This window comes from Collinsella sp. AF23-2, assembly GCF_003459245.1.
Lineage (GTDB): Bacteria > Actinomycetota > Coriobacteriia > Coriobacteriales > Coriobacteriaceae > Collinsella.
The window spans coordinates 1-13,104 of the sequence record NZ_QRVG01000012.1; the positions used below are offsets into that span (position 1 = coordinate 1).

A 13,104-nucleotide genomic window follows, 5' to 3' on the forward strand; every position below is an offset into this window, starting at 1 on the left:
CTATCTTTTTAGTGCCCTCGGATTGGGTCATAGTGTCTGTCTGTAAATATACGTTTACAGCTAATTTCATACCACTTGTCGGAATGCGGACGCTGTCCTTGCATGTCGGGCGTACATTGAACGTGGTTTTTCGCGTGAAACCACGAATCGGTTGTCAGTCCTGAACAAGGAGGCCCAGCATGACGCTTGCCAAACCCATCAATAAATACATCGACTATATCGATGCCCCCGAGGACACGTTTGAGCAGTATGTCGAGAAGGCGTTAAAGTACAACTTTCGCTGCGTATTTGCGAACCTTCAGGAGTACGAGACGGGCCGCGCCATGCTCGAGGGCTCTGACATCATCCTTGCCGGCGCCATCGACTTTCCCCAGGGCACTATGACGCTTGAGGAGAAGCTTGCGAGGTTTGAGGAATACGCTGCGTGTGGCTTTACCGAGATTGACTACGTTTTGAATCAGGGGTCGATCGAGAACCGCGATTTTGATGCCATCGAGCGCGAGATGACTACCATTGCTGATTTTTGTCGCGCGCATGGCATCACTGACAAGGTAATCGTCGAGATGTGCAAGCTGGACGGCGACGACGCCGCCAAGCGCCGTGTATGCGAGATCGCGCTGGAGGCCAAGCCGGGATTCCTTAAGACATCGACCGGCAGAAGCTTTGGCGGTGCTAAGCTCGAGGACGTGCGGCTGATGCACGAGGTGCTCGGCGATGCCGTGGCAATCAAGGCGGCGGGCGGTATCCATAATTACGAAGAGGCTTGCGCATTCATCGAGGCCGGCGCCAGCGCGTTAGGTGCATCGGCGGGCATCGCGATCGTCGAGGGCGCACCGACGGATGAGCGTCGCTAGCAGACGTATTTGACCTGAGCGATAAAGCTTCACGACCACACGCCGTTCATGTTCGGGACAATATGACATTTTTCCCGTTGCAAACGGAGTCGCGGTGGCTGTTCTGTATGATGACTCAGACAAGGTTATTCAATGACAGGGAGGCATATATGGCAATCAAAGCCATCGCAATGGATATCGACGGTACGCTCACCAACGACCAAAAGGTCATCAGCCCGCGTACGCGCGAGAAGCTGCTCGCGGCGCAGGAGTCGGGCATTAAGCTCATCTTGGCTTCGGGCCGTCCCGCATGGGGGCTGCACGCCTTGGCGCAGGAGCTCGACCTTCAAAACCATGACGGTCTGCTAGTTGCCTTTAATGGTGCGCATGTGGTCGACGCTCAGACCGATGAGGTCCTTTTTGACCAGGCCATGCCGGCTGACGAGCTGCACCGTCTGATTGATCATCTGCGCAATTTCGACGTGATCCCTATGATTTCGCTCGGTCGCGATCTGCATGTCGAGGATTCGTATCGCTGCATGATTACGCTGCCGGATGGCTCGCAGAAAAACATCGTCAAATACGAGCGCGATGCGTGCGACCTTAAGATCCGCGAGGTCGAGAGCTTGCATGAGGTCGCGGACGCTTATCCCGTGGACAAGCTGCTGACGGCGGGCGATCCGGCCTACCTGCAGGCGCATTACGAGGAGATGTATGCGCCCTTTACCCAGACGCTTTCGGGCATGTTTACGGCCGACTGGTACTTTGAGTACACGGCGCCTGGTATCGACAAGGCCCGCGCGCTCGAGGGCGCCCTGCCCAAGCTCGGTATCGATGCCAGCGAGGTCGTATCGTTTGGTGACGGCCAGAACGACAAGTCCATGATTGAGTGGGCCGGCACCGGTGTTGCCATGGGCAACGCAGTCGATGAGGTTAAGGCGGTAGCCCAGATGGTGACCGCCAATAACAACGAAGACGGTATTGCGGTGGCGTTGGATAAGCTGCTGGGTTAGAATCGCCGATAATGCATGGTTCGGGCGCCTGCTTACAGGCGCCCTTTTGTTAGGGAGGGTGCCGTGTCCGCATTTCCGTTCGACGCCGTTATCTTTGACATGGACGGCGTCATTGTCGATACCGAGTATTACTACCTGGGCGAGACTGCCGCGTTTGCCAAGGAGCTTGGGCTTAACCTGACTCAAGAGGAGTTGAATGGGCAGGTTGGTACCTCGCATCAGTTCTTCCTGCATATGCTGGTCGATTGGTTTGAGCGCGCCGGTAAGGGGCATTTTACTGGCGAGGAAGCGTTGGCCCGTTGGGATGAGTGGGCGCATGAGCGTCCGCGCGACTATCAGACTTTGATTAACCCAGGCGCCGTGGATACGATTCGAGAGCTGCCGCGCCGGGGCGTTCGCGTGGCGCTTGCCAGCTCGTCTCCCATGGATAGCATCGAGGAAGTGCTCAATGCGTGCGGGCTGTCGGATGCCTTTGAGTATGTGGTGAGCGGCGAGCAGTTTAAGGAGAGCAAGCCCGAGCCCGACATCTACCTGCATGCGCTGGACCTGCTGGGGCTGCCCGCGAATCGCTGCTGCTGCGTTGAGGATTCGGTGCCCGGCATCACTGCCGGCAAGCGAGCCGGCCTGACGGTCATTGCCAAGCGCGAGGAGCGCTTCGGCTTTAGCCAGGATGCCGCGGACAAGATTATCGACCAGTTGCCGGAGCTGCTCACGCTTTCTTAGGAGCGCGGTAGTTGCGCGTTTTTCGGGTCAGATGAGTAAATACCCGACATTTTGGTGCGATAGCAAGCATACTTTATGCTAATGCGGGCTCAAGGGCTTGTTGAATGTCCTTGAGCCCGCTTTAGACTTAATTGCGCTGGGAGAGGGTATATGCCACCGACTGAAGGGCTAACTGACGGTAAAGCTGCGATACCGCTGTACCAACAGGTTATCGATATCATCAAAAACGAAATCAACTCCGGTGCCTACAAGGCGGGCGAGCGGATTCCCAACGAATTTGAATTAGCTGAAAGCTATAAAGTTGGCCGTGTTACCGTGCGGCGCGCTATTGAGGAGCTTGTCCAGCAGGGCTATCTAACGAAGCGACAGGGGAAAGGCACGTTTGTCAATGCCCCCAAGCTTAAGCGCAAGATTCGCCAGAAGGATGACGTCCAGAGTTTTTCGGACGCATGCCGCGTTAACGGAATGGAACCGGGGGCGCGCGTCATTTCGAGAAAGATACTGCCGGCGGATTCCACCGAAGCGCAGTTCTTTGGTGTTCCCGTTGGAACTGATTTGATTTGCGTTGAGCGTGTGCGTACTGCCGATGGGGTCCCCGTCATGCTTGAGAACAACATATACGTTTACGAGGACAACGCTTATCTATCAACGGCACCTCTATCTAACCAATCCATTTTTGAGTTCGTGCGCAACCGGACGGGCCGTACGCCCGCGTTTACCGACCCGTGCACGCTCGAGATCGCGTGCGCCTCGCCCGAGGTCGCTCGGCTGTTGGCGGTTTCCGTTGGCGAACCCTTGTTTTACATGGATGCCTTCTTTTTCGATGAGCAGCGGCGGCCGTTTATCATCGGTCGTCAGCGGATCGTTGGGTCTCGCTACGTTTTTGACATCTAGGACATTGCGAATGGAGACGCCCGGTGGATCATCTCACCGGGCGTCACCATACCGTTCACGGCGCGAACGCAACCGTTCAACCGTGTCGCGGCAATCAGTTTGAAATTATCTTGATGACGAGAAAAGCTGCTGGTAATCTATGGGACGTCATAGAACGTTTGCATTGTGCAAACGTTGAAGCGAGATGCGATGCAGTCTCGAGTTCTTTGGAGGTATCTATGTCAGATACGAAGGCGAAGAAGACAAACAGACGTTTTAAGTTCAAATTACCGCATGTCTATACGATCATGTTCTTGCTGATCGTTGTCTTTGCGGTCCTGACTTGGATCGTTCCCTCTGGTCAGTATCAGCGCAAGACGATTTCGACAGCGGCGGGCGAGCGTGAAGTCGCCGTTGCTGGAACCTATGAACAGGTCGATAAGAACTACACCGATTCCGAGACCGGCGAGACCATCAATCTGGGCCAGGATATCTTCGCGGTCCTGCAAGCGCCCACCAAGGGTATCCAAGAAGCTGCCGACGTCGTTGCGTTCGTCTTATTGATTGGCGGATCGTTCGCAATCATCACCAAGACCAATGCTTTGAATGCCGGCATGAGCCGTGTGGTTAAAAAGCTCAAGAACAAGGACATCCTCATCATTCCCATCACGATGACGTTGCTGTCCATTTGCGGCACTACGTTTGGTATGTCTGAGGAAGCCCTGCCGTTCTATGCCATCTTCATTCCCATCATGATGGGTATCGGCTATGACTCGATGACGGCATTCATCATCTGCTTCCTTGGTCCCAACCTGGGATATTGTGCTTCGACCATCGACCCGTTTAATGTTTTGATCGCCCAAGGCATCATTGGCATCGAGGGCAATCCGCAACTGTGGCTGCGCGCCGTTTCTTGGGTCATCTTCACTGCCGTCGGTATCGCATGGGCCATGCGCTATGCCATGCGCGTCAAGAAAAACCCCGAGTCGTCCATTACGTACGAGGACGATAAGCTCAAGCGTATTGAGTTTTCCGTGACCGATGCCTCCATCGAGGAAGAGTTCACTATCCGTCAGAAGCTCGTGCTTATCGATTTTGCTTGCGGTATGGGCATTATCGTCTGGGGTCTTGTTACCCAGGGTTGGTACATGAATGAGATTTCCGCCGTGTTCCTTGGCATGGGCCTGCTTGCCGGTATCCTGGGCGGTCTTGACCAGCAGACGATCGCAGAGGAGTTCGTTAAGGGTCTTGCCGACTTTGCGTACGCTGCCATCGTTATCGGTATCGCTCGCGGTATTCTGGTCATCGCCGAGGGCGGCATGATCATCGACACCATCCTCCAGGCGCTCGCTACTGCGCTCGCCGGTGCACCCGCCGCCGTCTACACCACGTTTATGTATATCGTCCTTGGCCTGCTCTCTTTGCTGGTTCCCTCGAGTTCTGGACTTGCGGCGCTCACCATGCCCGTCATGGGTCCGCTGACCGAGCTTATGGGCCTCAATCCCGAGGCTGCCGTTACCGCGCTCCAGTTTGCTAATCAGACCATCAACACTATCAGTCCCGTGGCGGGCATGACGGTCGCCGGCCTTGCCGTGGCTAAGATTTCGTTTGGCCAATGGTGGAAGACCATTTGGAAGTTCTTCATTTTCATGGTCGTCTTTGGCCTGATCGTAACGGCAATCTCTGGCATGCTTCCGGTGTAGGTGGTTGTGATGTCTGATCGTTTGACGGTCCTGACGTCTAAGAGCGTCTTTACCGGTACGGGTGACCTGCCGTTTGAAGGTTTCGTAGCGGTCCGTGGCAATCGAATTGAGGCTGTTGGCACCAAGTGTGAGGTAGCTTCGTATTTGACCCAAGCGGACGAGGTAGTTGACCTGGGCGACCGCACCGTCATGCCTGGCCTGATCGATGTGCATACCTTCTATACAGGCTGGGCGCTGCGGACGTTGGGGTCTGATCTGTCCGGCATCGCTGATGCCAAAGAGGCCGTGTCGCTCTTGCGTGCATGGAAAGAAGATCATCCGGATTGCGCGGCGGCTTTTGGCCACAGCCTACCCGAAACGTTGGCATCGGATGCCGAGAACGCAAATACGGCAGCTGTGTTTGACGATTGTTTTGGCGATATTCCTGTCGTCTGCTTTACACCGGGTGCGGAGACCTGCGTTCTCAATGCTGCCGCCAGTGCACGATACGGCTTTACACCCCAGGCGTGCTATGCCGAGAAGATCTGGCGCATGATGAGCGATTTCCTCGCGCTGCCCGAGGTACGTGCGGGGTATTCGGACTACATGAGCATGCTTAACGAGCGCGGCGTTACCGCCATCAAGGAGATGGCGTTTGATGACTACTACGGTTTTGCCGACGAAATGGCTCGCCGTGAGGAATCTGGTGAGCTGACGGTTCGCGTCTCTATGATGTCGCAGCCGGTGGGTGCCGGTGCAAATCTGGCATATGCCCGCGAGGCACGAGCGCGCTTCCGGGGACCGTTCGTTCGTTTTTCTGGCTTCAACCGTATGACCGATCGCGGCGTATGGGCGGGGCTTGCCGAGATGATTGACCCCTATGAGGACTCGGCCGATGCGGGCGCTGCCGGCAAGACGGTCGTCGAGGAGCCAGAGTGGGATCTGATTGAGAACGAGCTGCGTGCAATTGATGCTGACGGCTTCCGATATTCCTTGCATTGCCAGGGCGATGGCGCCGTTCGTCGCACCGTGGCGCTCTATGCCTCGCTGCCTCGAGACGAGCATGGACGGATGCTTCGCCGTCATGCGATTACCGATCTCGAGAACTCTGGCCCGACCGATCTTGTCGAGTTTGGCAAGTTAGGTGGAATTTGCGAGGTCTATCCGCAGATTCTGACGCTGGACCGGCGCGAGGATTGCCTGTCGATGATGCGTCGACAAATTGGCGAGACGCGACTTTTGCACAGCTGGAATCGCCGCGGCATGGAAGATTCCGGATGCACAGTGTGCTGTGGCACGGATTTGCCGCTGTTGATTCCGAGCTTGGGCGAGTCAATCTACAGTGCGTGCGGCGGATACTTCGACGACGGACTGCCCGTGAATGAGGTCAACACGCTGACGCTTGTCGAGCTCTTGTGCGCTTGGACTGCCGGGGGCGCGTACGACCTGATGCGCGAAGACGAGCTGGGTACGCTTGAGGTTGGCAAGCTTGCCGATATCTGCGTGCTCGATCGGGATGTGTTCGACCTCGATTATCGCGACGCACGCGATCTTGCGGTTGACATGACGATGTCGGACGGACAAATCGTGTTCGATCGAAATAAGGAGGCATAAGATGCCTGAATCCAAACCGACGCTGCGCCGCGAGCAGATTGCGGGCATGAATATCCACTACATCATGTGGTCGCTCGATTACTTCCTTGATGTGCAGCAGCGCTTGGGCTTTGAGTCCATTGAGCTGTGGTGTGCGGAGCCGCATGTGACGCTCGACCACACGGGCTACTTTGAGGCTGAGGTCCTGGCGAAAAAGGCTGCAGACCGTGGGCTTAGGTATCGTACTCTGTGCCCCGAGAATGTTGTCTATCCTTGGCAGTACTGCGCACGCAAACCGCTGCATGAACAGCGCAGCCTGGCGTACTTTAAGCACGGCATTGAGCTTGCCGAGGTACTTGGGTGCGACCGTATGTCCGTCAACTCGGGCTGGGGCGACTGGGACGAGGACCGCGAGGAAGCCTGGAAGCGCAGCCGCGAGCACTTGTCCATTCTGGCGGAGTATGCCGGCGAGCACGGTCTGGTGCTTACGATGGAAAGTCTGCGTCCCGAGGAGAGCAACCTTGTGACGACGGTTTCCGATGCGAAGCGCATGATTGACGAGGTCGCGAGCCCGTACTTACAGCCTATGGTTGATACAACCGCGATGGGCGTTGCAGGCGAGACGCTCGAGGACTGGTTTGCCGCCTTTGGTGATGGGGCAATTCACGAGATGCACTTTATCGACGGTGACCCGTATGGCCATCTGGTGTGGGGCGATGGCAAGCACGATATGGACGCCTTCGTCGCCACGCTCAACGCCCATGGTTTCGACGGCATGCTGGGCCAGGAAATCACGGACGGTCGTTACTACGATGATCCGGCGGCGGCAGATGCCAAGAACATGGCCGCATTCGAGAAATATCTGATTGACTAAAACAACTATCGGCCACGCAGCCAACGTCATTGATTGCGGCCAAACAAGAAAGGAACTGGATATGAACGCACACGATCTGATCAAAGAGGCAATTGCCGAGAAGGGCAAGTTCGACAGCGTCTACTGGATTGCTTGCGGTGGCTCCATGATTGATTTGATCCCGGCCCATGAGCTTCTGCAGCGCGAGGCAACCACCTTCACTTCGTATATCTATACGGCTCGCGAGTTCGATATCATGCGTCCGCGTCGTCTGGGCGAGAAGTCCCTGGTCATCGCTTGTAGCCACAGTGGCAACACCCCTGAGGTCGTCGAGGGCTGCGAGATTGCCCTTGCTGCCGGCGCTACGGTGATCGCCCAGACCGACAACGCTGGATCTAAGATCGACACCGGTAAATGGACCACGTGGGTCTACCCGTGGGGCGAGGGCGTGCCGCAGGCCGAGGTCCCCGCTGGCATTTCGCTGTCGCTTGCGGCAGAGCTGCTCGATCAGCAGGAGGGTTACGCCGATCTTGCCGATATGTATGCCGGTATCGCCGAGATGGATAAGATTCTTCCCCCGGCACGCGAGAAGGTAAATGCCGAGCTGGGCGATCGCTTTGCCAAGCTTTGCCAGGAGCACGAGTTCTTCTATATTCTGGGCAGCGGTCCCAACTTTAGCCAGACCTACGGTTTCGCTATCTGCTCTCTTATGGAGATGCAGTGGCAGCACTGCAGCTACATCCACTCTGCCGAGTACTTCCATGGCCCCTTCGAGGCTACTCAGGATGGCGTTTTTTACTTCCTGCAGATGGGCTCCAGCGAGTGCCGTGCTATGGACGAGCGCGCCCTGGCGTTCCTTAAGACGCATACCGATACGCTGATGGTGCTCGATGCCAAGGAGTACGGTATGGAAGCCGTGCCGGCGAGCGTCCGTGCCTATCTGGACCCGGTGCTGTTCTATGCCATGAACTGCGAGCTGCGTGCCGCACGCGGCAAGGTGTTTGATCACGATCCCGATTTCCGTCGCTATATGGGTGTTGTCGAGTACTAGAAGGAGCAAAGGCCATGGCATTTAACGTTAACGCGCTCGGATTTGGCGACAACGTCGTCGATCGCTACGAGCATATCCACACCATGTATCCCGGCGGCAATGCGGTGAACTTCGCCGTTTATGCCAAGAAATGCGGTGCCGCACGCTCTGCATACATGGGCATTTTTGGCAATGACGCCGCTGCCGAGCATGTCATTGCAAGCCTCGAGGATGAGGGTATCGAGCTTGACAAGTGCGAGCAGATGATTGGCGAGAACGGGGCGGCTCGCGTGACCGTCGTTGACGGTGACCGTGTCTTCCTTGGCTCCAACGAGGGCGGTATCCGTGGCGATGTGCGCTATGTCCTTGATCGCTTTGACCTTGCGTACATGAAGCAGTTCGATGTGGTTCATTCGGGCAACTACTGCTTTACCGAGCGCGAGCTGCCCAAGTTGAAGGCTGCGGGCGTCACGGTCTCTTTTGACTTTTCGGACGACTCCACCGACGAGTACTACGAGCAGATTGCGCCCTACGTCGATTTCGCTTTCTTTAGTGCGGCGGATGCCGCGAGTGAGGACGAGATTCGCGAGCGTCTGGCATGGGTGAAGGGCCTGGGTCCGCGTTTTGTGTCGGCTACGGCGGGCGCCGAGGGCTGCATTGCTTACGACGGCGAGCGTTATTACCGCCAGCTGGCTAAACCGGTAACGGACATGAAGGACACCATGGGGGCGGGCGACTCGTTCCTCACCTCGTTTTTGATGTGCTATCTCGATTCCGCCAAGCGTGGTGAGGATGGCGCCGAGGCCATCGAGCGCGCGCTCGACTTTGCTGCCGGGTTTGCCTCGACCGTGTGCGGCATGGAAGGTTCTTGGGGCCACGGAGCGCCAATCGTCGAATAGCTTAAGAAAGCGTACGGCGGTCTGGCTATGAGGTCTTGGACAGCCGATGCAAAACAATAAGCAAAACGCGAAAAGGGGGCTCGCCATGTGGTGGGTCCCCTTTTGAACATTGGAGAAGACCATGGGTATTAAAGCGTGCGCGGCTGGTTTTTGCTGCGCGGACGTCTATCAGAACATCGGCGTGTTCTATCCGACTGGTAACGGCATTGACTGGGGTATCCATCTTGCACGAATGGGCGTTTCGGTATCCGCCGTGTCGGTTGTCGGCAAGGACGAGTACGGAGACAAGATGAGAGAGGCGCTGGCCGCTGAGGGGTTCGATATCTCACATCTGCGGGTGGAGGATGGCGACACCTCGGTGATGCTCATGGCATTGAAAGACGGCGTCGATCGCGTGCATCTCGAGGCAATCGATGGCGTAATGGAGACATATCGTCCGAATGAAGATGACCGGGCGTTTATCCTAGAGCATGACATCATTCATACCGACCTGTTTGGCAATTGTTTGGACCTCCTGCCCGAATGGCATGATGCGGGCAGGACGGTGGTTATGGACTTCTCGGTGTTCAGCCAGGATCCCGAATATGCATGCGAGGCTCATTTTCCTTACGTAGACTATGCGTTCATGTCGTTTGAAGAGGACACTCCGGAGCTGCGAGACTGGGTACGCCACGTGCAGGAATTGGGACCGCGCGTTGCGGTTGCCACGCTTGGCGAGAAGGGAAGCATTGCCTATGACGGTGAGCGCTTCTATGAGTGCGGGATCGTACCGGCGGAGAAGGTCGTTAATACCGTGGGTGCCGGCGACTCGTATATTGCCGGGTTTACCAAGGGCGTGATCGATGGCCTTGATATTCCGGCGTGTATGAAAGCGGGCGCTGAGCTGTCGTCCCGAGTGATTGGTTCGTTTGAGCCGTACTAGGGTCAAATGCCTGGAAAGGAGTACGAAATGGTTATCGACATGTTGGTCCATCCTATGCTCTACGGCGAGATCTGTAAGCCGGGTGATGAGCCTGATGGATTCGGCTTTTGGTCACGAGAATTTGGTATGGGGCATATGGGCCCCATGGATTGGGATGAGCTTCAAGTCGAGATGGACGTCTGCGATGTGCAGAAGAGCGTGCTCATGCCGCTCGATGTAACCACGGCATGCGGAGGACACTTTGGCACCAACGACCAGATTGCCATGCTGGTTGCCGCGCATCCCGATCGTCTGTGGGGATTTGCGAGCGTAGACCCGCAGGTGAGCGGTGCCGCAGACGAATTGGAGCGCGCCTTTACCGAGTTGGGGGCAAAGGGGCTTTGCCTGCATCCTGCAAAGCAGGGTTTTGCCCCCGATGATGCTGTGGCCGAGCCGCTTTACGAGCTGTGCGAGCGCTATAACAAGCCGGTGGTTTTCCATGCCGGTATGTCTTGGGAGCCTGGCGCAGAGCTCTCGCGCAGTAACCCGCTTGCATTTGAGCACACAATCGCAACGCATCCAAATGTGCGCTTTAGTTTGACTCACTTTGGCTGGCCCTGGGTGCGCGAGACCGTGGCGATGCTGCTCAAGTATCCCAACTGCTACACGGACACCTCTATCACTTACATCGATTCGCCCGAGGAGATGATGCAGCGTCTTTTCACGGTCGATATGGGGCCGCTGTGGTATGAGCGTGCGCTATCGCATCAAGTGATGTTCGCCAGCAATACGCCGCGCTTCCGTGCGTTCAAACTCAAGCGGGCGCTCGATACCGTGTCCATGCGCGATGATGCGCGAGAAAGGCTCTACTGGGGTAATGCCCTGCGTTTTCTTGAAGGGGATGAGTGAACATGGTGACGCTCGAGACATTGAGCTATCTATCGACTGCTCCGGACCAGTTCATCGATATTACCGAAGACGTGCACGCTGCCATCGAACGCAGCTCGGTGACGAATGGCTTGGCAGCGATTATTTTGTCGCATACGACCTGTGGAATCGTGGTAAACGAGGGGCTGCCCTGCGTGGAGACGGATCTTATGGAGACGCTTGATCGCATCGCCCCACTCGATGCTCCCTATGCGCATGCACACTTCCTGCCGAGCTATGGAGCCACCGGCAACAACTCCTGTGGGCATATCAAGAGCATGATTTGTGGAAACAGTTGCTTCTTTCCCGTCCAAGATGGCCACATCGTGTGCGGAGGTGCCCAGAACATCTATCTTGCGGAGTTTGACGGTCCGCAGAAGCGAAAAGTGTACGTCGAGGTGCTGGGGGAATAACGTTCCTGCAATAATGAGCTGCACCCCAAAACTTGGACGGCTTAAATAAGAACTACGCCGCAAGGGACTGGCTCCGGAACTCCTCCGGGGTCAGTCCCTTCAGTTTAGTCTGCGTCCTCTGCCAGGTGATCCGTTGTATTATCCGGGCGGAAGCGTGTCGCAAGTCGTGGAAGCCGCCAAGCGCAGTTCACGCGCTGCATTTTTTGCGGTGCCTGGGCCGGTGATCTCGGGCTGATTGACCGAGATTTCACTCACACCATGCGTCGCAAGACGGCGCTGCGCCTGGACGACCTCAAGCTTTTTCACTTCATCACGAGCGAGGGGGGGGGAGGTTTATCTCGACGACCGCACGACTGCGGACATTGCCGATTCACTTCTCTTTAATTGTCTTCCAGATGCGATGGTCATCGGCAGTTCGGCTGCCGGTCGTGGTGCTTCGGGCGAGCTTGCCGATGAGGTCCGCGAGCGTCGCAGCGTGCGGCTGAGGCGACGGGGCTCGCGGCAGGGACACCTGTCTTAGTGGGAACGGGCGACTCTGGTGCCGAGGCCATTTCGACGGGTGTATTCCGTCCCGGCGATATGATGATTCAGTTGGGGAGTACGGCGTATTTCATCTACCTAGCCGATCATATGATCGATGATGCCCGCCTGTGGCCGGGGACGTTTATCATTCCCGGAACTTACGGGATCTGCGCGGGGACCAATACGGCGGGTGCACTCACATCGTGGCTGCGCCAAGAGCTGTATCGCGACGCCGTAGAGGCCGAGGACCACGGTGGCCCCGATGCATATTCGGTTATGGCGCATGATGCCGCCGATGTGGCGCCGGGTGCCGATGGGCTCCTGTGTCTGCCGTACTTTGCGGGGGAGCGTACTCCGCTCAACGATCCCGAGGCGCGTGGCGTCTTCTTTGGCCTGACCGGAAGGCATACGCGAGCCCATATGGTTCGCGCCGCCTTGGAAGGCGTCGCGTATACCGTTGCATCCCATGTCGACATTATCGAGCGAGAGCATGGACTGCCAATTGGGCGCATTATGCTTGTCGGAGGTGGAACCAAGAATCCAGTTTGGATGCAGGCTATCGCCGACGTATGCGGGCGCGAGGTCTCGGTTGCCAAGGTTACGGTGGGTGCATGCTTCGGTGATGCCATCATGGCAGCTCTCGCAGGTGGCGCCTATGCATCATGGGATGAGCTCGCCCAAGTCCTTGGCGTTGCGCAAACAATCGTGCCCGATATGGCTGCCCACGAGTTATATGCGTCGCGCCGTCATATCTTTGACGAATTGTATGCACGCAACCGTGATCTCATGCACGAATTGGTGTAATGCTGCCGAATTGTACTGCCTACCAATAGGGACTGCGT

14 protein-coding genes are annotated in these 13,104 nt (G+C 56.7%); 13 read left to right on the forward strand and 1 reads right to left on the reverse strand.

The genetic code is table 11. From position 1 onward, the window contains the following. The first annotated feature begins 179 nt into the window (after window positions 1-179). The 12 genes from deoC to DWY03_RS06095 all read left to right on the forward strand — a co-directional run bounded on the left by deoC (window position 180) and on the right by DWY03_RS06095 (window position 11,740). Complete coding sequence (gene deoC / locus DWY03_RS06040; RefSeq protein ID WP_022094433.1) at window positions 180-854, forward strand: deoxyribose-phosphate aldolase; 675 nt, start codon at window positions 180-182, stop codon at window positions 852-854. Between the two features lie 149 nt (window positions 855-1,003). Next, complete coding sequence (locus DWY03_RS06045; RefSeq protein WP_197032805.1) at window positions 1,004-1,846, forward strand: Cof-type HAD-IIB family hydrolase; 843 nt, start codon at window positions 1,004-1,006, stop codon at window positions 1,844-1,846. 63 nt (window positions 1,847-1,909) lie between these two features. Beyond that, complete coding sequence (locus DWY03_RS06050) at window positions 1,910-2,569, forward strand: HAD family phosphatase (protein ID WP_334199550.1); 660 nt, start codon at window positions 1,910-1,912, stop codon at window positions 2,567-2,569. A 150-nt stretch (window positions 2,570-2,719) separates the two neighbouring features. Next, the gene (locus DWY03_RS06055) at window positions 2,720-3,463 is read left to right on the forward strand and encodes a GntR family transcriptional regulator (RefSeq protein ID WP_117840174.1); all 744 of its coding nucleotides are present in this window, start codon (window positions 2,720-2,722) and stop codon (window positions 3,461-3,463) included. Between the two features lie 218 nt (window positions 3,464-3,681). Then, on the forward strand, window positions 3,682-5,145 hold the full coding sequence (locus DWY03_RS06060; RefSeq protein WP_117840175.1) for a YfcC family protein: 1,464 nt from the start codon (window positions 3,682-3,684) through the stop codon (window positions 5,143-5,145). A gap of 9 nt (window positions 5,146-5,154) precedes the next feature. Further along, complete coding sequence (locus DWY03_RS06065; RefSeq protein WP_117840176.1) at window positions 5,155-6,738, forward strand: amidohydrolase; 1,584 nt, start codon at window positions 5,155-5,157, stop codon at window positions 6,736-6,738. A gap of 1 nt (window position 6,739) precedes the next feature. After that, window positions 6,740-7,591, forward strand: a complete 852-nt coding sequence (locus DWY03_RS06070; protein ID WP_117840177.1) for a sugar phosphate isomerase/epimerase — start codon at window positions 6,740-6,742, stop codon at window positions 7,589-7,591. Window positions 7,592-7,652: 61 nt separating this feature from the next. Next, complete coding sequence (locus DWY03_RS06075) at window positions 7,653-8,621, forward strand: SIS domain-containing protein (protein ID WP_117800382.1); 969 nt, start codon at window positions 7,653-7,655, stop codon at window positions 8,619-8,621. A 14-nt stretch (window positions 8,622-8,635) separates the two neighbouring features. Then, a complete protein-coding gene (locus DWY03_RS06080) occupies window positions 8,636-9,499 on the forward strand; it encodes a PfkB family carbohydrate kinase (RefSeq protein ID WP_117840178.1) in 864 nt (287 codons plus the stop codon). A 121-nt stretch (window positions 9,500-9,620) separates the two neighbouring features. Further along, the gene (gene frlD, locus DWY03_RS06085) at window positions 9,621-10,421 is read left to right on the forward strand and encodes a fructoselysine 6-kinase (RefSeq protein ID WP_117840179.1); all 801 of its coding nucleotides are present in this window, start codon (window positions 9,621-9,623) and stop codon (window positions 10,419-10,421) included. 27 nt (window positions 10,422-10,448) lie between these two features. Continuing rightward, window positions 10,449-11,309, forward strand: coding sequence for an amidohydrolase family protein (locus tag DWY03_RS06090; RefSeq protein WP_231500796.1), 861 nt, complete (start codon window positions 10,449-10,451; stop codon window positions 11,307-11,309). Between the two features lie 2 nt (window positions 11,310-11,311). Then, the gene (locus tag DWY03_RS06095; protein WP_117735290.1) at window positions 11,312-11,740 is read left to right on the forward strand and encodes a secondary thiamine-phosphate synthase enzyme YjbQ; all 429 of its coding nucleotides are present in this window, start codon (window positions 11,312-11,314) and stop codon (window positions 11,738-11,740) included. Between the two features lie 52 nt (window positions 11,741-11,792). Here the strand turns inward: DWY03_RS06095 and DWY03_RS10335 are convergent, their stop codons facing one another. Beyond that, window positions 11,793-11,903 (reverse strand): IS3 family transposase, encoded by a 111-nt coding sequence (locus DWY03_RS10335; protein WP_368131375.1) that lies wholly within the window; start codon window positions 11,901-11,903, stop codon window positions 11,793-11,795. Between the two features lie 356 nt (window positions 11,904-12,259). On the opposite strand from DWY03_RS10335, the gene DWY03_RS06105 reads away from it, so the two are divergent. After that, entirely contained in the window at window positions 12,260-13,066 is an 807-nt protein-coding gene (locus DWY03_RS06105) for an FGGY-family carbohydrate kinase (protein WP_231500795.1), read from the forward strand. The last annotated feature ends 38 nt before the right edge of the window (window positions 13,067-13,104 follow it).

Bases quoted from the DNA above. Each gene is read 5' to 3' on its own strand.
- deoC (WP_022094433.1), top strand. From the start codon at position 180: ATGACGCTTGCCAAACCCATCAATAAATACATCGACTATATCGATGCC.
- DWY03_RS06045 (WP_197032805.1), top strand. From the start codon at position 1,004: ATGGCAATCAAAGCCATCGCAATGGATATCGACGGTACGCTCACCAAC.
- DWY03_RS06055 (WP_117840174.1), top strand. From the start codon at position 2,720: ATGCCACCGACTGAAGGGCTAACTGACGGTAAAGCTGCGATACCGCTG.
- DWY03_RS06060 (WP_117840175.1), top strand. From the start codon at position 3,682: ATGTCAGATACGAAGGCGAAGAAGACAAACAGACGTTTTAAGTTCAAA.
- DWY03_RS06065 (WP_117840176.1), top strand. From the start codon at position 5,155: ATGTCTGATCGTTTGACGGTCCTGACGTCTAAGAGCGTCTTTACCGGT.
- DWY03_RS06070 (WP_117840177.1), top strand. From the start codon at position 6,740: ATGCCTGAATCCAAACCGACGCTGCGCCGCGAGCAGATTGCGGGCATG.
- DWY03_RS06075 (WP_117800382.1), top strand. From the start codon at position 7,653: ATGAACGCACACGATCTGATCAAAGAGGCAATTGCCGAGAAGGGCAAG.
- DWY03_RS06080 (WP_117840178.1), top strand. From the start codon at position 8,636: ATGGCATTTAACGTTAACGCGCTCGGATTTGGCGACAACGTCGTCGAT.
- frlD (WP_117840179.1), top strand. From the start codon at position 9,621: ATGGGTATTAAAGCGTGCGCGGCTGGTTTTTGCTGCGCGGACGTCTAT.
- DWY03_RS06090 (WP_231500796.1), top strand. From the start codon at position 10,449: ATGGTTATCGACATGTTGGTCCATCCTATGCTCTACGGCGAGATCTGT.
- DWY03_RS06095 (WP_117735290.1), top strand. From the start codon at position 11,312: ATGGTGACGCTCGAGACATTGAGCTATCTATCGACTGCTCCGGACCAG.